The 24,210-nt window shown below is 71.4% G+C and carries 23 protein-coding genes and 2 pseudogenes; 19 read left to right on the forward strand and 6 right to left on the reverse strand.

From position 1 onward, the window contains the following. The first annotated feature begins 75 nt into the window (after positions 1-75). The 10 genes from typA to ACRAKH_RS04185 all read left to right on the forward strand — a co-directional run bounded on the left by typA (position 76) and on the right by ACRAKH_RS04185 (position 12,263). Complete coding sequence (typA, locus tag ACRAKH_RS04140; RefSeq protein ID WP_380727277.1) at positions 76-1,977, forward strand: translational GTPase TypA; 1,902 nt, start codon at positions 76-78, stop codon at positions 1,975-1,977. A gap of 148 nt (positions 1,978-2,125) precedes the next feature. Further along, complete coding sequence (locus ACRAKH_RS04145; protein ID WP_380727275.1) at positions 2,126-3,796, forward strand: ABC transporter family substrate-binding protein; 1,671 nt, start codon at positions 2,126-2,128, stop codon at positions 3,794-3,796. Positions 3,797-4,087: 291 nt separating this feature from the next. Then, positions 4,088-5,911, forward strand: a complete 1,824-nt coding sequence (locus ACRAKH_RS04150; protein WP_380727273.1) for an ABC transporter family substrate-binding protein — start codon at positions 4,088-4,090, stop codon at positions 5,909-5,911. A 148-nt stretch (positions 5,912-6,059) separates the two neighbouring features. Next, a complete protein-coding gene (locus ACRAKH_RS04155; RefSeq protein WP_380727271.1) occupies positions 6,060-7,058 on the forward strand; it encodes an ABC transporter permease in 999 nt (332 codons plus the stop codon). Next, positions 7,051-8,004 (forward strand): ABC transporter permease, encoded by a 954-nt coding sequence (locus tag ACRAKH_RS04160; RefSeq protein ID WP_380727269.1) that lies wholly within the window; start codon positions 7,051-7,053, stop codon positions 8,002-8,004. The genes ACRAKH_RS04155 and ACRAKH_RS04160 overlap by 8 nt, the downstream gene beginning before the upstream one ends. Further along, entirely contained in the window at positions 8,001-9,179 is a 1,179-nt protein-coding gene (locus tag ACRAKH_RS04165) for an ABC transporter ATP-binding protein (protein WP_380727267.1), read from the forward strand. The genes ACRAKH_RS04160 and ACRAKH_RS04165 overlap by 4 nt, the downstream gene beginning before the upstream one ends. Beyond that, positions 9,176-10,261 carry an ABC transporter ATP-binding protein gene (locus ACRAKH_RS04170; RefSeq protein WP_380727265.1) on the forward strand — a complete coding sequence of 362 codons (1,086 nt, stop codon included), beginning with the start codon at positions 9,176-9,178 and terminating at the stop codon, positions 10,259-10,261. The genes ACRAKH_RS04165 and ACRAKH_RS04170 overlap by 4 nt, the downstream gene beginning before the upstream one ends. A gap of 67 nt (positions 10,262-10,328) precedes the next feature. Continuing rightward, positions 10,329-11,168 carry an N-acetyl-1-D-myo-inositol-2-amino-2-deoxy-alpha-D-glucopyranoside deacetylase gene (gene mshB / locus ACRAKH_RS04175; RefSeq protein ID WP_380727263.1) on the forward strand — a complete coding sequence of 280 codons (840 nt, stop codon included), beginning with the start codon at positions 10,329-10,331 and terminating at the stop codon, positions 11,166-11,168. Beyond that, entirely contained in the window at positions 11,165-11,554 is a 390-nt protein-coding gene (locus tag ACRAKH_RS04180; RefSeq protein ID WP_380727261.1) for a hypothetical protein, read from the forward strand. Before mshB ends, ACRAKH_RS04180 begins: the two co-directional genes overlap by 4 nt. Next, entirely contained in the window at positions 11,538-12,263 is a 726-nt protein-coding gene (locus tag ACRAKH_RS04185) for a hypothetical protein (protein WP_380727259.1), read from the forward strand. The genes ACRAKH_RS04180 and ACRAKH_RS04185 overlap by 17 nt, the downstream gene beginning before the upstream one ends. On the opposite strand, the gene ACRAKH_RS04190 is transcribed toward ACRAKH_RS04185, so the two are convergent. Continuing rightward, entirely contained in the window at positions 12,239-12,976 is a 738-nt protein-coding gene (locus ACRAKH_RS04190; RefSeq protein ID WP_447009639.1) for a GNAT family N-acetyltransferase, read from the reverse strand. The genes ACRAKH_RS04185 and ACRAKH_RS04190 overlap by 25 nt on opposite strands. Before the next feature lie 146 nt (positions 12,977-13,122). Here ACRAKH_RS04190 and fdxA point away from each other — a divergent pair, with 146 nt between their 5' ends. Both fdxA and dapC read left to right on the forward strand, forming a co-directional pair. Further along, the gene (gene fdxA / locus ACRAKH_RS04195; RefSeq protein WP_053716290.1) at positions 13,123-13,449 is read left to right on the forward strand and encodes a ferredoxin; all 327 of its coding nucleotides are present in this window, start codon (positions 13,123-13,125) and stop codon (positions 13,447-13,449) included. Next, positions 13,446-14,546, forward strand: coding sequence for a succinyldiaminopimelate transaminase (gene dapC / locus ACRAKH_RS04200; RefSeq protein WP_380729842.1), 1,101 nt, complete (start codon positions 13,446-13,448; stop codon positions 14,544-14,546). Before fdxA ends, dapC begins: the two co-directional genes overlap by 4 nt. Before the next feature lie 40 nt (positions 14,547-14,586). Here the strand turns inward: dapC and dapD are convergent, their stop codons facing one another. Beyond that, entirely contained in the window at positions 14,587-15,558 is a 972-nt protein-coding gene (dapD, locus tag ACRAKH_RS04205) for a 2,3,4,5-tetrahydropyridine-2,6-dicarboxylate N-succinyltransferase (RefSeq protein ID WP_380729840.1), read from the reverse strand. Positions 15,559-15,583: 25 nt separating this feature from the next. On the opposite strand from dapD, the gene dapE reads away from it, so the two are divergent. Both dapE and ACRAKH_RS04215 read left to right on the forward strand, forming a co-directional pair. Next, complete coding sequence (dapE, locus tag ACRAKH_RS04210) at positions 15,584-16,645, forward strand: succinyl-diaminopimelate desuccinylase (protein WP_380729839.1); 1,062 nt, start codon at positions 15,584-15,586, stop codon at positions 16,643-16,645. Between the two features lie 28 nt (positions 16,646-16,673). Further along, positions 16,674-17,441, forward strand: a complete 768-nt coding sequence (locus ACRAKH_RS04215; RefSeq protein WP_380729837.1) for an LOG family protein — start codon at positions 16,674-16,676, stop codon at positions 17,439-17,441. Positions 17,442-17,622: 181 nt separating this feature from the next. Here the strand turns inward: ACRAKH_RS04215 and ACRAKH_RS04220 are convergent, their stop codons facing one another. Genes ACRAKH_RS04220 through ACRAKH_RS04230 form a run of 3 tightly spaced genes read right to left on the reverse strand, consistent with a single transcriptional unit; the run spans position 17,623 to position 20,557 of the window. Then, positions 17,623-18,666: a DNA glycosylase AlkZ-like family protein gene (locus tag ACRAKH_RS04220; RefSeq protein WP_447009640.1), complete on the reverse strand. Its 1,044-nt coding sequence runs from the start codon at positions 18,664-18,666 to the stop codon at positions 17,623-17,625. Beyond that, positions 18,659-19,030, reverse strand: a complete 372-nt coding sequence (locus ACRAKH_RS04225) for a DUF3224 domain-containing protein (RefSeq protein WP_380729905.1) — start codon at positions 19,028-19,030, stop codon at positions 18,659-18,661. Before ACRAKH_RS04225 ends, ACRAKH_RS04220 begins: the two co-directional genes overlap by 8 nt. A gap of 36 nt (positions 19,031-19,066) precedes the next feature. Continuing rightward, positions 19,067-20,557: a CocE/NonD family hydrolase gene (locus ACRAKH_RS04230; RefSeq protein WP_380729907.1), complete on the reverse strand. Its 1,491-nt coding sequence runs from the start codon at positions 20,555-20,557 to the stop codon at positions 19,067-19,069. A 127-nt stretch (positions 20,558-20,684) separates the two neighbouring features. On the opposite strand from ACRAKH_RS04230, the gene folP reads away from it, so the two are divergent. The 5 genes and pseudogenes from folP (at position 20,685) to ACRAKH_RS04255 (ending at position 23,433) form a co-directional block, all read left to right on the forward strand. Then, a complete protein-coding gene (gene folP / locus ACRAKH_RS04235) occupies positions 20,685-21,545 on the forward strand; it encodes a dihydropteroate synthase (protein ID WP_380729910.1) in 861 nt (286 codons plus the stop codon). Positions 21,546-21,618: 73 nt separating this feature from the next. Further along, a pseudogene (locus ACRAKH_RS04240) lies at positions 21,619-21,955 on the forward strand (glucosyl-3-phosphoglycerate synthase); the annotation flags it as partial. A gap of 113 nt (positions 21,956-22,068) precedes the next feature. Beyond that, a pseudogene (locus tag ACRAKH_RS04245) lies at positions 22,069-22,350 on the forward strand (DivIVA domain-containing protein); the annotation flags it as partial. Between the two features lie 106 nt (positions 22,351-22,456). After that, complete coding sequence (locus ACRAKH_RS04250; RefSeq protein WP_380725913.1) at positions 22,457-22,870, forward strand: SRPBCC family protein; 414 nt, start codon at positions 22,457-22,459, stop codon at positions 22,868-22,870. Beyond that, a complete protein-coding gene (locus ACRAKH_RS04255; protein WP_380725875.1) occupies positions 22,867-23,433 on the forward strand; it encodes a DNA-3-methyladenine glycosylase I in 567 nt (188 codons plus the stop codon). Before ACRAKH_RS04250 ends, ACRAKH_RS04255 begins: the two co-directional genes overlap by 4 nt. Here ACRAKH_RS04255 and ACRAKH_RS04260 read toward each other — a convergent pair. After that, the gene (locus ACRAKH_RS04260) at positions 23,420-24,199 is read right to left on the reverse strand and encodes an enoyl-CoA hydratase-related protein (RefSeq protein WP_380725877.1); all 780 of its coding nucleotides are present in this window, start codon (positions 24,197-24,199) and stop codon (positions 23,420-23,422) included. The genes ACRAKH_RS04255 and ACRAKH_RS04260 overlap by 14 nt on opposite strands. Positions 24,200-24,210 lie beyond the last annotated feature (11 nt).

The raw sequence follows: 24,210 nt of genomic DNA on the forward strand, positions 1-24,210 counted from the left end.
AAGCTGTAGTCAGGCTGCGCGCGATCCATGTCCGGCGCCTGGCTTCCCTCGCACAGACAGCTCTAGGAGTTCCGCGTGCCCACGGCCACCGCGTCGATCAAGGAAACGCTGGTCCGCAACGACCTGCGCAACGTCGCGATCGTCGCGCACGTTGACCACGGCAAGACCACACTCGTCGACGCCATGCTCCGCCAGTCCGGCGCCTTCTCCGCACGAGCCGAGCTCGTCGACCGGGTCATGGACTCGGGCGAGCTGGAGCGCGAGAAGGGGATCACGATCCTCGCCAAGAACACCGCGGTCCGCCGCCACACGCCCGACGGCCCGGTCACGATCAACGTGGTCGACACCCCCGGCCACGCCGACTTCGGTGGTGAGGTCGAGCGCGGCCTGTCCATGGTCGACGGCGTCGTGCTGCTGGTGGACGCGTCCGAGGGCCCGCTCCCGCAGACCCGGTTCGTGCTGCGCAAGACGCTGGCGGCCGGCCTGCCGGTGATCCTGGTGGTGAACAAGGTCGACCGCCCCGACGCCCGGATCTCCGAGGTCGTCGAAGAGGCCCACGACCTGCTGCTCGACCTGGCCAGCGAGGTCGGCGCCGACGACTCGGTGCTGGACCTGCCGGTCGTCTACGCCTCGGCCCGCGCCGGCCGCGCGTCGCTGAACCAGCCCGAGGACGGCGGCCTGCCGGACGAGGAGAACCTCGACGTCCTGTTCGAGGTGCTGTTCAAGCACATCCCGGCCCCGCGCGGTGACGCCGACGCGCCGCTGCGCGCGCTGGTCACGAACCTCGACGCGTCGTCGTTCCTCGGCCGCATCGCGCTGTGCCGCATCGAGGCCGGCCGCATCCGCAAGGGCGAGACGGTGGCCTGGTGCCGCGAGGACGGCTCGATCCAGAAGGTGCGGATCACCGAGCTGCTGATCACCGAGGCGCTGGACCGCGTGCCCGCCGAGGAGGCCCGCGCCGGTGACCTGGTCGCCATCGCCGGCATCCCCGACATCACCATCGGCGACACCCTCGCCGACGTGGACAACCCGGAGCCGCTGCCGCGGATCACCGTGGACGAGCCCGCGATCTCGATGACGATCGGCGTCAACACCTCGCCGCTGGCCGGTCGCGGCGGCGGCACGAAGCTGACCGCCCGCGTGCTGAAGGCCCGGCTCGACTCGGAGCTGGTCGGCAACGTGTCGGTGCGCGTGCTGCCCACCGAGCGCCCCGACACCTGGGAGGTGCAGGGCCGCGGCGAGCTGGCGCTGGCCATCCTGGTCGAGCAGATGAAGCGCGAGGGCTTCGAGCTGACCGTCGGCAAGCCGCAGGTGGTCACCAAGACGATCGACGGCAAGCTGCACGAGCCGTTCGAGCGCCTGACCATCGACGCGCCGGAGGAGCACCTGGGCGCCATCACCCAGCTCCTCGCCAACCGCAAGGGCCGGATGGAGAACATGTCCGGCCACGGCTCCGGCCGGATCAAGCTCGACTACGTCGTGCCGTCGCGCGGCCTCATCGGCTTCCGCACCGAGTTCCTGACCGAGACCCGCGGCACCGGCATCGCCAACGCGGTGTCCGAGGGCTACGGCCCGTGGGCCGGCGAGATCCGGACCAGGCACAACGGCTCGCTGGTCGCCGACCGGTCCGGCTCGATCACCGCCTACGCGATGATCCAGCTGGCCGACCGCGGCACGTTCTTCGTCGAGCCGGGCGCGGACGCGTACGAGGGCATGGTCGTGGGCGAGAACCCGCGCGCCGAGGACCTCGACGTCAACGTCTGCCGCGAGAAGAAGCTGACGAACATGCGCACGTCGACCGCCGACGTCATGGAGACGCTGGCCCGGCCGCGCAAGCTGTCGCTGGAGGAGGCGCTGGAGTTCTGCGCCGCCGACGAGTGCGTCGAGGTCGCGCCGGACGTCGTCCGGGTCCGGAAGGTCATCCTGGACGCCAACCAGCGCGGTCGCGAGCGCAACCGCAACAAGCTGCGCGGCTGATCGACCGCTCCTTGTATACGGGGTCTGCTGACGGGCACCTCGGGCTTCGGCCCGGGGTGCCCGTTCCCGTACCGGGGCGTCGCAGGTCACGCGCCCCATCCGGGTACCTGGGCGTCGACCGCCGCCGTCGTCTGGCACGCTCGTGCTCATGGGGACGCGGAAGGTTCTAGCGGTGGTGGCTGCCCTCGTGCTGTCGGGCTGCACGGCGACACCGCCGCCACCCCTGGTGCCGTCGACGCCGGGGATGACCGTCGTGCCCAAGGAGAAGGTCAACGAGGTCGTCGTCGGCATGGACGACATCAAGGGCGGCTACAACCCGCACACCCTCGCCGGCCAGAGCACCGTCACCACCGCCCTCGCCGAGCTGCTGCTCCCGTCCACGTTCCGCGTCGACGCCGACGGCACCCCGAGGCCCGACCTCGACCTCCTGGTCAGCGCCGAGGTGACGAAGGCGGAGCCGTACACGGTCACGTACACGCTGCGGCGGGACGCCAGCTGGTCCGACTCGGCGCCCATCGCGGCCGAGGACTTCGTCTACCTGTGGCAGCGGATGCGGGCCGAGCCCGGCGTCATCAGCCCGGCCGGGTACCGGCTCATCGACGACATCGCCAGCCGCGAGGGCGGCAAGGTCGTGGAGGTCGTGTTCAGCGAGCCGTACCCCGGTTGGCGGAGCCTGTTCCACCACCTCCTGCCCGCCCACCTGCTGAAGGACGCGCCGGGCGGGTGGACGGCGGCGCTCGCGGACAGCTTCCCGGCGACCGCCGGCCCGTTCGCCGTCCGGTCGCTGGACCAGCCGCGCGGCGAGATCGTCCTGGAGCGCAACGACCGGTTCTGGGAGCAGCCGCCCGCGCTGGACCGGCTGGTCCTGCGCCGCGCCGGCCAGCACGACGCGATCGAGGCGATCGACAACGGCGACCACCAGGTCGCGCTCATCCGCGCCGACGCGATCGCGGTCAAGGACGTCGAGGAGCTGGCCAAGACCACGCCCGTGACCACGGCGGTCGTGCCCCGGCCCGAGGTCGTCCAGCTGCTGCTGCGCCCCGCGTCGCCGCGGATGCAGGACGTCCGGGTGCGCACCGCCGTGATGAACACGCTCGACCGGGACGCGCTGATCGCCACCGGCGCCCGCAGCGGGCCGAGCGAGAACCTCCGCGCCGACGCCCAGGTCGTGCCGCCGAGCAAGCGGGGGTACGTCCCGACCATCCCCCCCGAGGTCGGTGATCCGGCGCAGCTCCTCACCGAGGCGGGTTACACCCGACCGGAGGGAGGGGCGTGGGGACGGGATGACAAACCGTTGGAGTTGACCATCGCCGCACCGGCCGGTGTCGAGCCGTACGTGGCCATCGCGAACCAAGTTCAGCGTCAACTGTCATTGTCCGGAATCGGTGCGCGCGTCCTGACAACGCAGCCCAATCAGTTGTTCGGTCAAGATCTGTCGGATACCGCCGCGTCCAATGAGGTGGTCGACATTGCGGTCGTGCCGCTGGTCGACACCGGCGATTCGGCGGCCCTTCTGGCGTCGACATTCGGCTGTCGGCCGTCACCCGAGGACGGCGGTACACCCATTCCGGCGAATCTCTCGGGTTTCTGCGACCAGGCGGTCCAGCCGGTGATCGAACAGGCGCTCCGGGGCGAGCTCCTGCTGTCCGACGCCCTCGGGACGATCGAGCCGGTGCTCTGGCAGCAGGCCGTCTCGATGCCGTTGTTCCAGGTAGCGGACCTGCTGGTGGTCCGGCCGGAGGCTCGGAACGTCACCGCGGGGGCCCCGTTCGCCGGTCCGCTGAGCGACGCGCGAACGTGGCGCCGAGAAGATCGTTGACCGTTGACCCGTCCGAAACACTGGCTTCAAGATGCGTTCGCGGTGCAGTATTGACAGTATTCTCGCCGTCCGGTTAACGAACGCTCCCGCCCGGTAACGACGGAGTCGCATGCTGCTACCAGCGTGTCACCCTTTGGTCACGATCGGCCGATGGGCAGTGACCGTGCCGCGCACTGCTTCTTATCGTGCTGCAACGGTGTGTCGGTTCGGGGCGCGTTTGGCACATCACGGTTATGGGTGGAAGTCGGCCCAAACGGTCGCTCCAACCCAGTGCTAGGAGGGCACGTGTCGATGAGGAGATCAAAGGCTGTCTCGGCGCTCGCGCTGTTGACGAGCACCGCGCTCGTGTTGAGCGCGTGCGGCGGCGGCGGAGCGGGCAGCGGCGACCAGGGTGGCCAGCAGGACGCCAACCCCGGTGCGATCGGCGGTCAGGACGAGCTGTTCAAGCGTCCGAAGGTGAACGACATCGGCGAGATCTCGGTCGCCGTGGAAGAGGGCTTCCACAACTACAACAACAACATCGGCGCGACGAACAACTTCTCCAGCACCATCGCGCTGTCGAACGTCCAGCCCTCGCCGTACATCACCGAGCTCGTTGACGGCAAGGTCGTCATCAAGATCGACGGCGACCTGATGGAGTCCGTCAAGGTCACGTCGGACGACCCGCAGACGATCGAGTGGAAGGTGCAGAAGGCGGCCGTCTGGTCCGACGGCGAAGCCATCGACTGCGACGACTTCCACCTGAAGTGGCTGGCGGGCGCGAGCAAGGCGACGGTCAAGGGCGAGGACGGCAGCGAGGCCTCGATCTTCGACACGACGCCCACGGGCTACGAGGACATCGAGAAGCTCGAGTGCTCGGACGACGGCAAGACGATCACCACGACGTTCTTCAAGGACAAGCCGTACGCGGACTACCGCGGCATCTTCTCCATGCCGGGTAGCGACGGCCTGCTGCCGGCGCACATCCTGGAGCAGAAGTCCGGCGTCGCGGACGTCACCAAGATCCTGCCGACGCAGAACGACGACGAGGTCAAGAAGGTCGCCGACTTCTACACCAAGGGCTGGCTGGGCTTCGACCCCGCCGTCGCCCTGTCGGGTGGCCCGTACATGATCGTCTCCTCGGACCTCAAGGACCAGACGGTCCTGGAGCGCAACCCGAAGTGGTGGGGCAACCCCGGTGGCCCGGCCAAGGTCATCCTGAAGACGAACACGGACGCCCAGTCGGCGGCCCAGCAGCTGCAGAACAAGGAAGTCCAGGTCATCGCGCCGCAGGCCGACGGCCCGGTCGCGCAGCAGCTGCGCAACGACAGCGCGTTCAACGTCTACGCGGCCGGTGGCCAGACGTACGAGCACATCGACTTCAACATGTCGCGTCCGCTGTTCAAGGAGAACAAGGACCTGCGCCTGGCGATCGCCCAGTGCTTCGACCGCGAGGCGGTCGTCGAGAAGCTGGTGGCGGACGTCGACCCGAACGCCAAGCCGCTCGGCAGCCTGACGTTCATGCCGAACGAGGTCGGCTACGAGGACCACTACGGCGACATCGGCAAGGGTGACGTCGCGGCGGCCAAGAAGACCCTCGAGGACGGCGGCTGGAAGCAGGGCGCCGACGGCATCTACACCAAGGGCGAGTTCCGCGCGTCCTTCGCCATCGGCCACAAGATCGTCCAGCGTCGTGCCGACACGGTCCGCATCCTGCAGGACAAGTGCAAGCAGGCCGGCATCGACATCGTCGCCGACCAGGCGGCCGACTTCAACGACAAGCGCCTCCCGGCGTCCGAGTTCGACGCCGCGCTCTTCGCGTGGGTCGGCCAGCCGCTGAAGGCCGGTGCGTACGGCAACTACGCGCAGAAGGACAAGGGCGGTTCCGGCAACTACAACCTCTACGACTCGGCCGCGTTGACCGAGAAGTGGGCTGCCGCGAACAAGGAGCTCGACTACCAGAAGCGCATCACGATGATGAACGAAGCCGACAAGATCATGCGGGACGACCTCCACAGCATCCCGCTGTTCCAGCTGGCCGACTTCGCCGCGTCGAGCGCGGACATCGGCCCGATCTCCTACATCGGTGTCGGTGGCGGTGTCACCTGGAACCTGTACGCCTGGCAGAAGAAGTAAGTGACGCCGGGTAAGCAGCTCTCCAGGTAAAGCACGACCCTTCCGCCGGGGGGCCGGTGCCACAAGCACCGGCCCCCCGGACGGTGTCCGCGTCCGGTAGGCCAACCCGCTCGCACGGCGGGAGGGTCTGAGAGACTAGAGACTCGTCATGTTCCGTTACATAATCCGGCGGTTGTTGATCTCGATTCCGCTGTTGATCGTCGCCTCATTCCTCTGCTTCGGGCTCGTCAACGCCATGGGTGACCCCCTCGGCGAGTGGAAGCTCCAGAAGCCCCGGACACCGGCGGAAATCACCGCCGCGTACGAGCGGACCGGCTACAACAAGCCGTTCATGGAACGCTACGTCGACTGGGCGGGCGACTTCGTGACCGGCGACTGGGGCGAGACGGTCGTGCCCGGCAACGCGGGCAAGCCGGTGAAGGAGAACCTGCTCACGGCCTTCGGCCTGACCCTGCGGCTGATCCTCGCCGCGGAGCTCATCGCGCTCCTGCTCGGGATCGCGGTCGGCGTCATCGGCGCGGTGAGACAGTACTCGATATTCGACTACACAGCGACCGGAATATCGTTCGCGATGTTCTCGATGCCGCTGTTCTGCGTGGCGCTGATCCTGAAGTCCGGCGGTATCGAGTTGAACAACTGGCTGGAGGCCGCCGGCGCCGACCGGTGGATCATCACGGCGGGTCCGCCGGGTGAGGGCTTCAGCGGCAGCTTCGGGCAGCAGGTCTTCCAGTACACCGGCGCGTACATCCTGCCGACGATCTCGCTCGTGGTCATCCAGTTCGCGCTCTACAGCCGTTTCCAGCGCGCTTCGATGCTGGACACGTTGAACGCCGACTACGTGCGCACGGCGCAGGCGAAGGGCATTTCGCAGGGACGTGCGATCTTCAAGCACGCGTTCCGCAACGCCCTCATCCCGATCATCACGGTGTCCTCGTTGAACATCGGCGCCGGCTTCGGCGGCGCGGTGATCACGGAAACCGTGTTCGGTTGGTCCGGCATGGGCAAGTTCATCGTCGAGGCGATCGAGAACATCGAGCCCTACCAGGTCCTCGGCTTCATGATGCTGACCGCCATCTTCATCATCGCCTTCAACCTGATCGCGGACATCCTGTACGCATTCCTGGACCCGAGGATTCGCCTTGACTAACGCGGGAGCACCCCTGGCGCAGGCGCCTGCGCCCGAGAAGGCCGAGGTCAGCCAGTTCGACTCGACCGCGGCCAAGAAGCAGTGGCAGGTCATCCTGCGCCGCTTCACCAGGCACAAGGCGGCCGTGTTCGGCCTGGTCCTGTTCGTGGTCCTGGTGCTGTTCGCCTTCCTCGGCGGGCTGCTGTGGAAGTACTCGTACACGGACCTCGGCTTCAAGCGGTACCTGCCGCCGAGCGGCGACCACCCGTTCGGCACCGACCGGCTCGGTGGCGACATGGTCGCCCTGATCATCCGCGGCACGCAGTTCTCGCTCCAGATCGCGATGGTCGTGGCGCTGCTGTCCACCGTCATCGGCGTCGTGCTCGGCGCGCTGGCCGGCTACCTGAAGGGCTGGGTCGACACCCTCATCAGCCGCTTCATCGACCTGCTGCTGGTGATCCCCAGCCTGGTCATCGCGGCCGTGCTGGTGCGCAACAGCTTCGTCGTGTCGGTCACCGGCGGCGGCAACTCGAACTGGCTGGTCGTGGCCCTGTACCTGGGCCTGATCGGCTGGCTGTCGATCGCCCGCGTGATCCGCGGCATGGTCCTGTCGCTGCGCGAGAAGGAGTTCGTGGAGGCCGCCCGCGCGCTGGGCGCGTCGACGTTCCGGATCGTGTTCCGGCACATCCTGCCCAACACGATCGACGTGATCATCGTCAACGCCACGCTGGCGATCGCGCAGGCCGTGCTGCTGGAGGCCGCGCTGTCGTTCATCGGCCTCGGCGTGCAGAGCCCGGACACGTCGCTCGGCCTGATGATCAGCCTGAACAAGAACGAGCTCACGCTGCACCCGTGGCTGTTCCTCACGCCGTTCGTGTTCATCGTGCTGATCTCGTTGGCGGTCAACTTCATCGGTGACGGTCTCCGGGACGCCTTCGACCCGCGCCAGAAGAGGGTGAAGGCATGAGTGAGTTGGACGTGATGAACGCTCCCGAGCCCACCGCGGGCCGCCACGGCGACGAGAAGCTCCTGCGGGTGGAGAACCTGTCCGTGGACTTCCCGACCGACGACGGCACCGTGCACGCCGTGCGCGACGTGTCGTTCACGCTCGGCGCCGGCGAGGTGCTGGGCATCGTCGGCGAGTCCGGTTCCGGCAAGTCCGTGTCGTCGATGGCGATCATGGGCCTGCTGCCCAAGACCGCGCAGATCGGCGGCTCGATCAGGTTCCGCGACCGCGAGCTGGTCGGCCTGAGCTACAAGCAGATGCAGCCGGTCCGCGGCAACGGCATCTCGATGATCTTCCAGGACCCGATGACGTCGCTGAACCCGGTGTACACGGTGGGCTGGCAGCTCGCCGAGGCGCACCGGGCGCACCACGACGTGTCGAAGAAGGCGGCGTGGGCCAAGGCCGTCGAGGTGCTGGAGCTCGTCGGCATCCCGCAGCCGGACCGCCGCGCCGCGCAGTACCCGCACGAGTTCTCGGGCGGCATGCGGCAGCGCGCGATGATCGCCATGGCGATCGTCAACGACCCGGACGTGATCATCGCGGACGAGCCGACGACGGCGCTGGACGTGACGGTGCAGGCGCAGATCCTGGACACGCTGCTGCGCATCCGGGACGAGACGAGCGCCGGCATCATGATCATCACCCACGACCTGGGCGTCGTGGCGGGCATGGTCGACCGCGTGCAGGTCATGTACGGCGGCACGGTCGTCGAGCAGGGCGCCGTGGACGAGGTCTTCGAGGCCCAGCGGATGCCCTACACCGTCGGCCTGCTGGGTTCCATCCCGAACCCGAACATGCTGGGCAAGCGGCTCACGCCGATCAAGGGCGCGCCCCCCTCGCTGATGAACCTGCCGCACGGCTGCACGTTCTCGCCCCGGTGCCCGCTCGCGGTCGACGAGTGCCGCGAGACCGAGCCGCTGCTGCTGGAGACCGACCGGCCCGGCCACTTCGCGCGGTGCCACCGCTCCGCGCACCTGGCCACCATCGAGAACCCGCAGAGGCTGTTCGCGCACGACGAGATCGGCGTGGTGGAGAACCCGGCGTCGCTCACCATGGCGAACCCGGACATCCCCGTGAGCGAGGACCTCGACGTGGTGGAAGCGCGGTTGCACGAAGGGGAGAACCCGACCTCATGAACAGCTCGACTCCACACGACACCCTGGACGCGAACCCCCAGGCCGGGGGAGCGGCGTCCGGCGGACGTCCGGGCGAGACCCCGCTGCTGCAGGTCAAGGACCTGGTCAAGTCCTTCCCGGTGCGCGGCGGCGGCATCATCCCGCGCACCGTCGGCCAGGTGCAGGCCGTGTCCGGCGTGACGTTCGACCTGTACCAGGGCGAGACGCTGGGCCTGGTCGGCGAGTCCGGCTGCGGCAAGTCCACCACCGGGCGGGCGATCCTCCAGCTGCACAAGCCGACGTCCGGCTCGGTGAAGTTCGAGGGCCGCGAGCTGACCACGCTGCGCGGCAAGGGCCTGCGGTCGGTGCGCCGGGACATGCAGATCGTGTTCCAGGACCCGTACGCGTCGCTGAACCCGCGCTGGCAGATCAACGAGCTGATCTCCGAGCCGTTCCAGATCCACGGCATGCCGGGTGACGGCGGCAAGGACGTCCAGCACCGGGTCAACGAGCTGATGGAGCTCGTCGGCCTCAACCCGGAGCACCGCAACCGGTACGCGCACGAGTTCTCCGGCGGCCAGCGGCAGCGCATCGGCATCGCCCGGGCGCTCGCGCTCAACCCGAAGCTCGTCGTGCTGGACGAGCCGGTGTCCGCGCTGGACGTGTCGGTGCAGGCGGGCGTGGTGAACCTGCTGGAGGAGCTGCAGGAGCGCCTGGGCCTGGCGTACCTGTTCGTGGCGCACGACCTGTCGGTCGTCCGGCACATCTCCGACCGGGTCGCCGTGATGTACCTCGGCAAGATCATCGAGATCGGCGACCGGGAGGACATCTACGCCCGGCCGATGCACCCGTACACGCAGGCGCTGCTGTCCGCCGTGCCGGTGCCGAACCCGAAGGTCGAGCGCCGGCGGCAGCGGATCGTGCTCTCCGGTGACGTGCCGTCGCCGGTGAACCCGCCCTCGGGCTGCCGCTTCCGCACCCGCTGCTGGAAGGCGCAGGACATCTGCGCCGTCGAGGAGCCGAAGCTGGAGCGCCGCGGCGACGGCGCGGGCACGCTGTCGGCGTGCCACTTCGCCGAGGTCGTGCCGGCGCTGGTCGGCTGAGTCGAACGGCCGCTGCCCCGTGAGGTCGCGGGGCGGCGGCCGTTCGCCACTCCATTACGCTGATCCGGTGACGCTCACTGCTCCACCACGGTTGCTGCTGGTTCACGCACACCCCGACGACGAGAGCCTCTGGACCGGCGGCACGATCGCCCGGTACGCCGCGTCGGGCGTGCACGTCACCGTGGTCACCTGCACCCTCGGCGAGGAGGGTGAGATCATCCCGCCGGCGCTCCAGCAGCTCGCCGCGGACGCCGCCGACCAGCTCGGCGGGTACCGGGTCGCGGAACTCCGCGCCGCCTGCACGGCGCTCGGCGTGACCGACCACCGGTTCCTCGGCGGCATCGGCCGGTGGCGGGACTCCGGCATGGCCGGCGTCGCGGCCAACGACCACCCGCGCGCGTTCGCCAACGGCTCGTTCGACGAGCAGGTCGCGCAGCTGTCCGAGATCATCGCGGCGGTGAAGCCGCAGGTCGTGGTCACCTACGACGACTTCGGCGGGTACGGCCACCCCGACCACATCCAGGCGCACCGCATCACCACGGCCGCCGCCGCCGACGTCGACCGCGTGTTCCACGCCGTGACGTCCCGCGCGGCCACCGAGGCGGGCGTGGCGGCGCTGGCCGAGATGGCGGACCTGCCGTGGCGGCTGCCCGCCGAGGGCGAGCTGCCGGTGACCGACGACGCCGCCATCACGACCACGATCGACATCTCCGACCACCTGGTGGCGAAGCTGCGGGCCCTGCGCGCGCACTCCACGCAGGTCAGCGTCTGGCAGGACGGCACGGGCGGCGCGAGCTACGCGCTGTCCAACGGCATCGCCCAGCCGGTCGTGCAGGCCGAGTACTACGTGCTGGCCAAGGGGCCCGCGGAGGGCGCGGAGACGGACCTGTTCGGAGGACTGGATTGACCGATCGCCTGGCACTCGTCGGGATCGCGGTCGCGGCGTTCGTGCTCGCGGTGCTGGAGCTGTTCTTCCTGCCGCTGCGGCTGGACGGCACCCTGCTGCCGCGCGTCAACGACTGGCCGTTCCCGATCACGGTGGTGCTCGCGATCGTGACGACGCCGCTGCTCGTGCTGGCCGCGTCACGGCACGCGCACCGCACGCTCGCCGCCGTCTCGCCGCTGCTGGTGTGGATCGGCACGCTGCTGGTGTTCGGGCTGTTCGGTCCGGGCGGTGACGTTTTGCTCCTCAACGACTGGCGCACCCTGGTGTTGTTCGCCGGTGGCGCCCTCCCGGGCGCCATCGCCGTCGGCGCGTTCATGGGGAGGCAGGCCGGTGCCCGCGATCACTGACCGGGACGTGGTGCGGGCGTTGCGGCCGTTCGTCCGCGCCACGGGTCCGCTGCTCGACACGATCCGCGACGTGAACCTGCTCGGCCTGCGCGACCGCGAGGTCGAGCACGGGGCCGACCGCAAGCTGGTCGACAAGCTGTGGGACCAGCTCGCCGCGGTGAAGGTGCCCGGCACGGCCGCGTGGGCCCGCATGGACGTGCGGCAGCGCGACGAGTTCTGGCTGAACCGGGTGGGCCGGCTGGTGTCGCTGGTCGCGGCGCTGCCGGGCATCGGCGGCGTGCTGGCCGACCGGCTGCCGATCCAGTCCGCGCTGGGCGCGGCCGGGCAGGGCCTGCTGCTGTCCGCCATCGCGGGCGAGCACGGGGTCACGTCGACCGAGGACCGGGTCCGGCTGCTCGCGCACGTGCTGTTCCAGCGCACCGTCGACGGGAAGGCCGTCGACCGGGAGCGGGAGGACGCGCAGACCGCGGAGCTGACCGAGGAGCTGCGGCAGCGGTCCACGTTCCGGGCGATCGGCGCGACGATCTGGAAGCTCGCCAAGGTCCTCTGGAAGCTGGAGGACGAGCTGGACAAGCGCCCGCAGGGCCGGCTGCACCACCAGGCGCTCGGCCTGCTGCCCGTCGTCGGCGTGGTCGGCGACTACTTCGGCGAGCGGTCCGCGCTGAAGCGGGTCCGCAAGGCCGCCTACGAGTGGTTCGACACCCAGTAGCGGTAGCGGTGGTGCTCGGCGCACCCCAGCGACCGGTAGAGCGTGATCGCGGCCGTGTTGTGCTCGGCCACCTGCAACGCGCACGTCGTCGCGCCGCGCTCCAGGCCCCACGTCGCCAGCGCCCCCATCAGCCGCCGGGCCAGGCCGAGCCGACGCGCGTCCGGCCGCACGGCCAGGCGCGCCACGTGGAGCAGGTCGCCGACGACCGCGCCGCGCACCGCGGCCACCACCTCGCCGCCCGCGGTCACCGTGCCGAACCCGACGGTCGGCCCGGACGCCAGCACGTGCCGCTGCGCCGCCGTGGGCGACGGCTGCGCGGCCAGCTCCCACCATCCGGGAAGCGGAGTGCCCGAAACGTCCACGTCGGCGGACTTCGGGGTGGCGAACCCGTGCAGCGGACCCGTCATCACCAACGACTCCGCGCCGCCCGGGTGGTCGACGTCGACGCGCCAGCCGGCGGCTTCGACGGCCGCCTCCGCGGGCGCGCCGACCACCACGTGCGCGGCCGGCCTGATGCCGTGCTCGGCCGCGAACCCGATCACCGCGGCCAACGCGTCCGGCACGGGCACGCCGGGGTCGCCCGTGGTCAGGGCGCTGTTGGCGCGTCCGGTGAACCCGTCGGCCGCGCGCAGGCGCCACTGGCCGAGCGGGCGGTCGACCAGCGCGGGCCACGCGTCGGCGCAGCGCTGCTCCAACTCGACGACGTCCTCCACCCCGGCATCGTGCCCTGCGCCGGGGCAGGTCGGTCTGTGAGCTGGAGCACGGTGCTGATAAGGCGAGCCTGAGCGTTGGACAATCGAATCCGCCGCGTACTCTCCGGCTTGCGCGGTGTGGACCAGAACAAGAGCAGGAGAGCGCAGTGACCTATGTGATCGCCCAGCCGTGCGTGGACGTGCTCGACAAGGCGTGCATCGAAGAGTGCCCCGTCGACTGCATCTACGAAGGCGACCGGATGCTCTACATCCACCCGGATGAGTGCGTCGACTGTGGTGCTTGCGAGCCGGTGTGCCCCGTCGAGGCCATCTACTACGAGGACGACGTCCCCGACGAGTGGAAGGAGTACACGAAGGCCAACGTGGACTTCTTCGACGAGCTGGGGTCCCCCGGCGGCGCGTCCAAGGTCGGCAAGGTCTCCGCCGACCCCGCGTTCATCAAGGCTCTCCCCCCGCAGGCGTCGCACGAGTGACCTCCGGTACTTCGCGGAGGCTCCCGGACTTCCCCTGGGACTCGCTGGCCGACCACGCCGCCAAGGCGCGCACGCACCCCGGCGGCGTGGTCGACCTGTCCATCGGCACCCCGGTGGACCCGGTCCCGGAGCTGATCCGGCACGCCCTCGGCACGGTCGCCGACCAGCCCGGCTACCCGACCACGCACGGCGCCGCGTCACTGCGCGAGGCCGTCGTGGGCGCGTTGACGAGGCGGCACGGCGTGCCGCCGCTCGACCCGGTCGCGGTGCTGCCGACCATCGGGTCCAAGGAGCTGGTGGCGTGGCTGCCGACGTTGCTGGGCCTCGGGCCGGGCGACGTGGTGGCCATCCCCGCGCTCGCGTACCCGACGTACGAGGTGGGCGCCCGGCTGGCCGGCGCGACCCCGGTGCGGCTCGCCGACGGTGAGCCGGCGCCCGCGGGCACCGCGCTGGTGTGGCTGAACTCCCCGTCCAACCCGACCGGGCGCGTGCAGGACGCGGCGCGGATGGCGCAGGCCGTGGCCGACGCGCGCGAGGTCGGCGCGGTCGTCGCGTCCGACGAGTGCTACCTGGCGCTCGCGTGGACCGCCGAACCGGTGTCCGTGCTGCGGCCCGAGGTCAACGGCGGCAGCCTGGACGGCCTGCTGGCCGTGCACTCGCTGTCCAAGTCGTCCAGCCTGGCCGGGTACCGCGCGGGGTTCGTCACCGGCGACCCGGCGCTGGTCGCGTCGCTGCTGGAGGTGCGCAAGCACGCGGGGATGATCGTGCCCCGGCCCGTGCAGGCGGCCATGACGGCGGCGTTGACCGACGACGCGCACGTCGCCGAGCAGCGCGAGCGGTACCGGGCGCGGCGCGAGCTCCTGCTCCCCGCGCTGACCGCGGCGGGCTTCACCGTGGACCACTCCGAGGCGGGCCTGTACCTGTGGTCGACCCGCGGCGGCGAGGACGCGTGGGACACCGTCGCCTGGCTCGCCGAACGGGGCATCCTCGCCGCGCCGGGCACGTTCTACGGGCCGACGGGCGACAAGCACGTCCGCATCGCTCTGACGGCCGCGGACGACCGCATCGCCGCCGCCGTGGAGCGCCTGACCTCGTGAGGGCGTGGGGGCCGCGGCGGCGGCCCCCACGCGCCCCACGTCAGTCGTTGGCGTGCAGGGCCGCGTTCAGCTCGACGCCGGTGCCCTTGCGGGGCAGCACCTTCACCACGCCGGTGGTCGAGTCGCGGAGGAACAGCAGGCCCGACATGCCGGACAGCTGACCCGCCTTCACGACCGCGCCGTCCGCGCCGGTCACCTTCGTGCCCGCGGTGATGTACAGGCCCGCCTCGACCACGCAGTCGTCGCCCAGCGAGATGCCCACGCCGCCGTTCGCGCCGATCAGGCAGCGCTCGCCGATCGAGATGACCTGCTTGCCGCCGCCCGACAGCGTGCCCATGATCGACGCGCCGCCGCCCACGTCGGAGCCGTCGCCGACCACCACGCCGGCCGAGATGCGGCCCTCGACCATCGACGTGCCGAGCGTCCCGGCGTTGAAGTTCACGAAGCCCTCGTGCATCACGGTCGTGCCCGGCGCCAGGTGCGCGCCCAGCCGGACCCGGTCGGCGTCCGCGATCCGCACGCCCGTCGGCACGACGTAGTCGACCATCCGCGGGAACTTGTCGATGCCGTACACGGTGACCGCGCCGCGGGTGCGCAGCCGCAGCCGGGCCTGCTCGAACCCGTCCACGGCGCACGGCCCGAAGTTCGTCCACACCACGTTGCCGAGCAACCCGAAGACGCCGTCCAGGTTGGCCCCGTGCGGCTTGACCAGCCGCGACGACAGCAGGTGCAGGCGCAGCCAGACGTCCTCCGTCGACGTGGGCGCGTCAGCCAGGGACGCGATGCCGACCCGGACGCCGACGACCTCGACGTCGCGGTCGGCGTCCGCGCCGAGCTGCTTGGCGGCGGCCTCGCCCAGCTCGGCGGAGACCTCGGCGGACGACAGCCGCGTCACGCCCGGCTCGGCCGCGCCGAGGGACGGCGACGGGAACCAGACGTCCAGCACGGCGCCGGAGGAGGTGACGGTGGCGAGTCCGACGCCGTACGCGCCGGTGGTGTCTGCGGTGCTCACGAGGGTCAACGGTAACGTGCGCCGGGTGGCCGACACCTTGCACCTCGCCGCCGATCCCGTCGAGCTGACCGCCGCGCTGGTGGACGTCCCCAGCGTCTCCGGTGACGAAGCGCACCTCGCCGACCTGGTCGAGCGCGCGCTGACCGGGCAGACCCCGCTGGAAGTCACGCGTTCCGGCAACGCGGTGCTGGCCCGCACGAACCTGGGCCGCCCGTCCCGGGTGGTGCTGGCGGGCCACCTCGACACCGTGCCGATCAACGACAACCTGCCGTCCCGGCTGGAGAACGGCATCCTGCACGGCTGCGGCGCCGTCGACATGAAGGGCGGCGACGCGGTGATGCTGCACCTCGCCGCCACCGTCCTGGAACCGCGCCACGACCTCACGTTCGTGTTCTACGACTGCGAGGAGGTCGAGGCGGTCCGCAACGGCCTCGGCCGCATCGAGCGGGACCTCCCCGAGTGGCTGAAGGCCGACCTGGCGATCGTGTGCGAGCCGTCCAACGGCGTCATCGAGGCGGGCTGCCAGGGCACCATGCGGATCGAGGTCCGCACCAAGGGCGTCCGCGCGCACACCGCCCGCGGGTGGATGGGCGTGAACGCGATCCACGCCATCGGCGAGCCCCTGCGCCGCCTGGAGGCCTACGAGCCGCGCCAGGTCGACATCGACGGCTGCCTCTACCGCGAGGGCCTGCAGGCCGTGAAGGTCGGCGGCGGCGTGGCGGGCAACGTCGTCCCCGACGAGGCCGTGCTCACCGTCAACCACCGCTTCGCGCCCGACCGCACGCCCGCGCAGGCCGAGCAGCACCTCCGCGAGGTGTTCGAGGGCTACGACGTCACCGTCACCGACATGTCGCCGGGCGCCCTGCCCGGCCTCGGCGCGCCGATCACCGGCGAGCTCGTCGCGGCGGCCGGCGGCACCCCCGTCGCCAAGCTCGGCTGGACCGACGTCGCCCGGTTCGCCGCGCTCGGCATGCCCGCCGTCAACTACGGGCCCGGCGACCCGCTGCTCGCGCACACCCAGCAGGAGAACGTGCCCGTCCAGCAGATCCGCGACTGCGCGGACGTGCTGCGCCGCTTCCTGAGCTGACCCGGGGGTCACGTCTAGACTCCGGGCAATGACGGAGAACGGCGTGGACGAGCACCCCAAGGAGAAGCAGCGCGGACCGGTCGTCCTGCGCCGGGGTCGTCGGGACGAGCTGACCACCACGGACCAGCGGCTGCTGGACTCGCGCGGACCCAGCGACTGGGTGCACACCGACCCGTGGCGGGTCCTGCGCATCCAGGCGGAGTTCGTGGAGGGCTTCGGCGCGCTGGCCGAGGTGCCGAGCGCGGTGACCGTGTTCGGCTCCGCCCGCACCGGCCGCGACCACCCCGAGTACGAGACGGGGCGCAAGCTCGGCGGCGCGCTGGCCGAAGCCGGGTTCGCGGTCATCACCGGCGGCGGTCCCGGCGCCATGGAAGCGGTCAACCGGGGCTGCTCCGAGGCGGGCGGGTTCTCCATCGGCCTCGGCATTGAGCTGCCGTTCGAGCAGGGCCTCAACCCGTGGGTCGACCTCGGCGTGAACTTCCGCTACTTCTTCGTGCGGAAGACCATGTTCATCAAGTACTCGCAGGCGTTCATCTGCCTGCCGGGCGGCTTCGGCACGCTCGACGAGCTGTTCGAGGCGCTGACCCTCGTGCAGACGAAGAAGGTCACCAAGTTCCCGGTCGTGCTGTTCGGCAAGGCGTACTGGCAAGGCCTGTACGACTGGGTGCGGGACTCCGCGCTCGCGAGCGGCAAGGTCGGCGAGAAGGACCTCGACCTGCTGTACCTGACCGACGACATCGACGACGCGGTGCGCGTGGTCAACGAGGCCCACAAGGCCTGGGGCGACCTGCACTGAAATTTTGGCCGCTGCTTCGCAGGCGGCGGCTCGGTCGCCTGGAAGTCGACCGTTCGCGCCTGATTTTCGGACGATCGAAGAGCGTGATCGTCCGAAGATGAGTCGCGAACGGTCGACGCGACCTCGCGTGGGGGTGGGGGAGGTGGGGAGGGGGTGGGGTAGGGGACCGGGTGGGGTGGGGCTAGGTGAGCTTGGCTTGGTTGAGGCCCTTGGCTTTGGCCAGGCGGGTGGCCTCCTCGGCGAACATGTCCTCGTCCAGGGGGACGAAGGGCTTGAGCTTCACCTCCAGGTGGGTTCGGGTGGTTCTGGACTGCCAGGTGCCCAGGATCTCGCCGTCCACCAGCAGGGCGCCGCGGCGGCCCAGGATGCGCCAGACTTCCTTCTGGTGCGCCTTGTCCGGCACCAGGAGGTCGCGGTCGCGGGCGTTCAGGTACGGGTCCAGCGGGGGCAGGAGCCGTACGACCTCGGGTTCCGGCGGGTTCTCGAAGGCTTCGACGCGGTCGGCGGGCAGCCACGCGCGTTTCGAGATCGCGACGAGGTCGTCCGGCCACGCGTCCTTCACGTCGCGGACCGGCGCGCCGAAGTAGTGCGCCACCTCCGACGGGCCGGCGGGGCCGTGCAGCCGCAGGTAGTCGGTGATGAGCGCGGCGAAGCCGTGTGACTCGTGCGGTACGTCGCGGCGGTTTTCCAGCGGCACGAAGGTCGTCGTCTTCTCGACCGGGTCGAAGCGCAGGCCGGCGGGCAGGACGGCGAGGCGGAACACGGGGTCCGGCACGTGCGTGGCGTCGCAGCCGCGGCACCAGGCGGTGAGGGCCGGGTCGACCCGGGAGGTGAGGCGGGACGACGCCTCGCCCTTCGTCATCGGCTCCGTGACGACGTCCCGCAGGGCGGACGCGACCTCGCGCAGCGCGGCGCGGCCGTGCTCGACCGGCGGCCGGTTCATCCGGGCCAGCGCGTCGGCGTCGCTCAACGGCCACAGCCGGGCCGCCAGGTCCGGCACGTCGGCCGCGCGGTGCCAGTGCGGCGCGCCCCGCACGCTCCACGTGAGCGTGAACGGGCCGAGGTCGGGGACGCGGTCCAGCCGCGCCGCCAGCGCGGGCACGGCGGACCGCTCCGAGTCCTGCAACCCCAGGTCGAACACCCGCAGCTCGGACGGGTCGGCGGCGGTGCGGTCGAACTGGTGCGCCGCGACCCGGTAGGCGATCACCCGTTCCCGGTCAGCCAAGGTCGTGGTCCAGGATGATCAGCTCGTGCTCCAGCCGGGCCTTGCCGGAGATCCCGGCCAGCTCGCCCGTGCCCGACCCCGGCACGATGTGGCCCCAGAACTCGGCCCCCTCCGCCGACATGACGGCGCCGTGCTGGAGCACGAACGTCCCGGCCCTGCCGTCCACGGTGCCGGTGAAGCGCTCGGTGCCCACGTACCCCGCCGTGCCGTCGGACGGCTGGCACATCGTCAGCTCGGCGGTGCTCGTCCCCTCCATGGCCCCGTGGTACGCCTTGTCCACGAGCGCCCGGCCCAGCTGCGGCTCCGCCTCGTCGTAGACGGTCTGGTCCCACCGGGTGATCTTGAACGTCGACTTCGATTCCATGTCGGGAATCCTTTCAGGAATCCCTGCCGGCTGCTGTCAGCTACGCGGCACGGTCAGCCACGAGTCCGCGCCGAACGACACCGTCGACCCGAGCGTGCTGGAGCTCCGGTACCGGGCGTCGACGGTGTCCACGACCAGCACCAGCCGGTTGCCCGGGGACACGTCCCACACGACCGGTTCCAGGTCGAGGTCGACGGTCCGGGTGGCGGTGCCGGTGAGCGTCACGGGCTTGTGCGTGACGAGCGCGCCCAGGCCCAGCGGGTTCACCTCGTACAGGTACGCGAACAGCGTGGTCTTGGGCGCGCTCGGCGTCACGGTGAGGTGCGCGCGCGGCGTGCCGCTGACGGTGGTGGCGGTCCACTGCACCGGACCGCGCCACACGGCCGCCGCGCCCCGGTCGATCAGGGGCGTCGAGACGCCGACCGGGAGCTGGAGGAAGCCCTGCAGCGCGCCGGACACGAGGACCGTGCCGCTCTCGGCGATGGTCGGCCACCCCGCGCCGATCCGGTCCGCCGCCAACGGCACGGTGTCGGTCCTGCTGGTGGCCGCCGCCCACGACGGGAACGCGCGCCAGCCGCCGCCGTTGTTGGGCTTGACCCGCACGGGGAGCTCGCGGTCGATGCCGTTGTCGAGGCCCTTGAGGTGGTGGTCGAACCAGCGGCCGACGGACGCCCAGATCTCGTTGGGCAGCCCGGCCGCGCCGAACAGCTCGGCGGTGGCGTGGTCGCCGGGCGACAGCATGAGCCGCTTCGGGCCGTTCAGCGCGGTGAAGAAGTCGGTGATCTGGCTGGGCGCGAACAGGCTGTCGTTCCACGCGTTGCCGATCATCACGGCGGCCTTGACGGACGACACGTGCGACGCGGGGGAGCGGGGCGGCGAGATCGGCAGCACGTCCTCGAACCGGTCCTGCCGGTACGCGGCCTCGGCCTCGCGCAGCACGGGTCCGGGCCGGCCGGTCAGGCGCCCGGCGGCCAGCAGGAGCTCGACGCCCTGCGCGTTCACCGTCTCGTTCGGGTAGAGGGCGCGGGCCAGGTCGGTCCACGTGCTGAGCGCGGCCACCGCCTTGATCCGGTGGTCGGCCGCGGCGGCGAGCAGGGACTGGCCCGCGCCGTAGGAGATGCCGCCGACGCCGATCCGCGCGGGGTCGCCGGCCGCCCGCGCGATGCCCCAGTCGATCACCCGGCTCACGTCGGCGACGGTGTCCGGCCCGGCCACGTCGATCTCGCCCGCCGAGTCGTGGAACCCCCGCGACGTGTAGCTGATGACCGAGTACCCGGACTCGTAGGCGAGCTTGGCCGCCGCGCCGACGTACTCGATGTTGTTGACGCCCCAGCTCGACGGCAGCACGAGCAGCGGGAACGGTCCGCTGCCGCGTCCGGTCGGCGTGACGACGAAGGCCTTGAGCGGGGTGCCGCCCTGGCCGGGGATGGTCTCGTAGGCCACCGCGAAGCCGGGCGCGGCCTGGGCGGGTGGCGCCAGGACGAGCGCCACCAGGGCGGCGAGCAGCAGGGGGAGTGATCGGCGCACGAGGTCCTCCTTGACCGTGACCGGGATCACGCAGGGTGTTACCGGCGAGTAAACCCGAAATGTACTCACGAGTAGCAGCGGTCTGTGACGCAGCTCACGAGCCGGTCGGACGTGGCACGATGCGCTCATGCGGTTCGGTCCACGGGAAGTCGCCGGAGATCGCGCGCTGGTGATGGCGATCGTCAACCGGACGCGCGACTCGTTCTACGACCGCGGCGCCACGTTCGAGGACGACGCCGCGCTGGCCGCGGTCGACCGGGCGGTCGCCGAGGGCGCGGACATCGTCGACATCGGCGGGGTGAAGGCGGGCTCCAAGGGCGAGGTCGTCGACGCCGCCGAGGAGGCGCGGCGGGTCGTGCCGTTCGTCGCGGCGGTCCGCGAGCGCCACCCCGACCTGGTGATCAGCGTCGACACGTGGCGGCACGAGGTCGGCCGCGCGGTGTGCGAGGTGGGCGCGGACCTGATCAACGACACGTGGGCGGGCGCCGACCCGGCGCTGGCCGAGGTGGCGGCGGAGTTCGGCGTCGGCATCGTCTGCTCGCACACCGGCGGGCTGGAGCCGCGCACCGACCCGCACCGCGTCCGGTACGCCGACGTGGTGGCCTCCGTGGCGGAGGAGCTCGTGGCGCGGGCCGAGCGGATGGTCGCGCTCGGCGTGCCGCGGGACGGCGTGCTGATCGACCCGACGCACGACTTCGGCAAGAACACCTGGCACGGCCTGGAACTGCTGCGCCGGCTGGACGAGCTCGTCGCCACCGGCTGGCCGGTGCTGATGGCGTTGTCGAACAAGGACTTCGTCGGCGAGACGCTCGGCGCGGACGTGGGCGACCGGGTGGACGGCACGCTCGCGGCGACGTCGGTGGCCGCGTGGGCGGGCGCGAAGGTGTTCCGCGCGCACCAGGTGCGGCAGACCCGCCGCGTGGTCGAGATGGTGGCGAGCATCGCGGGCACCCGCCCGCCGGCGCGCGTGCTGAGGGCGCTGGCCTGACGCCCGACCGGTTCTCCGCCAACACCTGGAAGAGTCCACAGTGGACCGCGCCGAGTCGGTGGCGCGCAAGGGGGACCTGGGGTCCACCGACGACACGGTGGCGCGGGCAGTCGCGGCGGGCGCGCGGGTCGTGCACCGGACGGACGTGCGGCCCGAGCCGGCGCCCGGGCCCGGCAAGGGCGAGGTGCTGTGGCGCTCGCCGGCGGCGACGTCCGGCGACCTGGTCGGGTTCCTCGACTCCGACCTGGTCGACCGGACCCGGGGGTTCGTGCCCGCGCTGCTCGGACCGCTGCCGACCCGCGACCCGCACCCTGGTGAAGGGCTTCCACCGCCGTCCGCTGCGGCTGGAGAGCACCGGACGTGCCGCTGGAGGACCGGCCCGCCCTGCGCACGGTGCTCCGGCGCTCGCGGTAGTCGGCACGACCCGGTGGCGGGCCCCGCGGGTGCTCCGTTCGGCCGTGCTCCCCCGGAGGTGAGTGTGTTCTCGTCGGTTTGACCGGCGGGGGTGTGCCACGATCGTCACGTGACCTCAGCGCTCATCTACATCGTCGTCATGGCGCTCGTGGCGGCCGTGGTGTTCCTCCTCGCCGCGCTGGTGTTCGGGCGAGGCGAGGAACTGGCGCCGCTGCCGCCCGGCGCGTCGCCGACCCGCCTGCCGGCCGAGGACGTGACCGCGGACGACGTGCGTGCCCTGAAGTTCCAGCAGGTCCTGCGCGGCTACAAGATGACCGAGGTGGACTGGGCGCTGGAGCGCCTGGCCGACGAGGTCGAGCGGCTGCGCGAGCGGGTCGCCGAGCTGGAGGCGGGCACGGGCGCCGCGCCCGCGCCGGACCGCGACGGCGGGCGCCGGGACACCGTGTCGCCCGTCGACCCGGACGACCGCCCGGCCGTCCGGCCGCGGGAGCCCGAGCATGACCCGGCTTGAGCTGCGGGTCGACGTGGCCGCGCCGCCGGCCACCACCTGGGCCGCGCTCACCGACTGGGAGCGGCAGGGCGAGTGGATGCTCGGCACCACCGTCCGCGTGACCAGCGGCGACGGCGCGAGCGAGGGCAGCGGGCTGGCCGCGTTCACGGGCGTCGGCCGGCTCGGGTTCACCGACACCATGCGCATCACCGCGTGGGAGCCGCCGGTGCGCTGCGCCGTCGCCCACACGGGCCGCCTGGTGCGCGGCACGGGCGAGTTCGTGGTCGTCCCGCGCGGTGACGCGCGCAGTGAGTTCGTCTGGTCCGAGGACGTGGCCGCGCTGCTCGCCCTGGCGTTCGCGCCGGGCGTGAAGTGGTCGCTGCGCCGGTTCGCCGCCTTCGCCCGGGAGTACCCCGCATGACCGACGTGGTCCGCTGCCCGTGGGGCGACAGCACGCCCGACTACATCGAGTACCACGACACGGAGTGGGGCGTCGAGCTGCGCGGCGAGGCCGCCATGTTCGAGCGCATGTGCCTCGAATCGTTCCAGTCCGGCCTGTCGTGGATCACGATCCTGCGCAAGCGGGAGAACTTCCGGGCCGCGTTCGCGGGCTTCGAGCCGGCGGCGGTGGCCGAGTTCGGGCCGGCCGACTTCGACCGGCTGATGGCCGACGCGGGCATCGTCCGCAACCGGGCCAAGATCACCGCCGCGATCGGCAACGCCCGGGTCGTCGCCGAGCTGGACGTGCCGCTGGACGACCTGCTGTGGTCGTTCGCGCCGGAGCACCACGTGCGGCCCGCCACCAGCGCGGACGTGCCCGCCGTCACGGCCGAGTCGAAGGCGATGGCCAAGGAGCTGAAGCGGCGCGGCTTCGCGTTCCTCGGCCCCACCACCTGCTACGCGCTGATGCAGGCCACGGGCATGGTCGACGACCACATCGCGGCCTGCTTCCGCGCCGGCGCCCCTGCCGCTACCGGCCGGTGAACTCGGGCTTCCGCTTCGCCACGAACGCCGCCACGGCCTCGCGGTGGTCCGCCGTCGCGCCCGCCTCGGCCTGCGTGCGGGCCTCCACGTCCAGCGCCGCCGCGAGCTCGCCGGAGAACGCCATCGCCTCCTTGATCTTGGCGTAGGCGGTGGTGGGCCCGGCGGCCAGCTTGCGGGCCAGCGCCTGCGCCGTGGACAGCACCTCGCCGTCCGGCACGACCTGCCCGACCATGCCGATCCGCAACGCCTCCTCGGCGCCCACGGGCTGCGCGAGCAGCATCATCTCCATCGCCCGGCCGTGCCCGATCAGCCGCGGCAGGGTCCACGACGCGCCCGAGTCGGCGGTCAGGCCCACGTTGGCGAACGCCATCAGGAACTTCGCGCTCGCGCCGGCGATCCGCAGGTCGCACGCGTAGGCGAGGGACGCGCCCGCGCCCGCCGCCGTGCCGTTGACGGCCGCGATCACCGGCTTCGGCATGCCCACGATCGCCTTGACCAGCGGGTTGTAGTGCTTCTCCACCGTGTTCAGCGGCGCCGGGTCGCCCGCCTCCAGCAGCGCGACGTGCTCCTTCAGGTCCTGGCCCGCGCAGAACGCCTTCCCGGCGCCGGTGACGACCACGGCGCGCACGGCGTCGTCCGCCGCCGTCTCCACCACGGCCTCCAGGAACCGCTCCTTCAGCGCCACCGTGAACGAGTTGAACGACTCGGGCCGGTTGAGCGTGAACGTGCGGACACCGTCGGCGTCGTCGATGAGCAGATCGGACACGGGTGGACCTC

Source organism: Saccharothrix hoggarensis (genome assembly GCF_052936025.1).

What these genes read in the sequence shown, in the direction of transcription:
- ACRAKH_RS04145 (WP_380727275.1), top strand. Translation starts at nt 2,126, where the DNA reads ATGGGGACGCGGAAGGTTCTAGCGGTGGTGGCTGCCCTCGTGCTGTCG.
- ACRAKH_RS04150 (WP_380727273.1), top strand. Translation starts at nt 4,088, where the DNA reads ATGAGGAGATCAAAGGCTGTCTCGGCGCTCGCGCTGTTGACGAGCACC.
- ACRAKH_RS04155 (WP_380727271.1), top strand. Translation starts at nt 6,060, where the DNA reads ATGTTCCGTTACATAATCCGGCGGTTGTTGATCTCGATTCCGCTGTTG.
- ACRAKH_RS04165 (WP_380727267.1), top strand. Translation starts at nt 8,001, where the DNA reads ATGAGTGAGTTGGACGTGATGAACGCTCCCGAGCCCACCGCGGGCCGC.
- ACRAKH_RS04170 (WP_380727265.1), top strand. Translation starts at nt 9,176, where the DNA reads ATGAACAGCTCGACTCCACACGACACCCTGGACGCGAACCCCCAGGCC.
- ACRAKH_RS04215 (WP_380729837.1), top strand. Translation starts at nt 16,674, where the DNA reads ATGACGGAGAACGGCGTGGACGAGCACCCCAAGGAGAAGCAGCGCGGA.
- ACRAKH_RS04225 (WP_380729905.1), bottom strand. Translation starts at nt 19,030, where the DNA reads ATGGAATCGAAGTCGACGTTCAAGATCACCCGGTGGGACCAGACCGTC.
- folP (WP_380729910.1), top strand. Translation starts at nt 20,685, where the DNA reads ATGCGGTTCGGTCCACGGGAAGTCGCCGGAGATCGCGCGCTGGTGATG.
- ACRAKH_RS04250 (WP_380725913.1), top strand. Translation starts at nt 22,457, where the DNA reads ATGACCCGGCTTGAGCTGCGGGTCGACGTGGCCGCGCCGCCGGCCACC.
- ACRAKH_RS04255 (WP_380725875.1), top strand. Translation starts at nt 22,867, where the DNA reads ATGACCGACGTGGTCCGCTGCCCGTGGGGCGACAGCACGCCCGACTAC.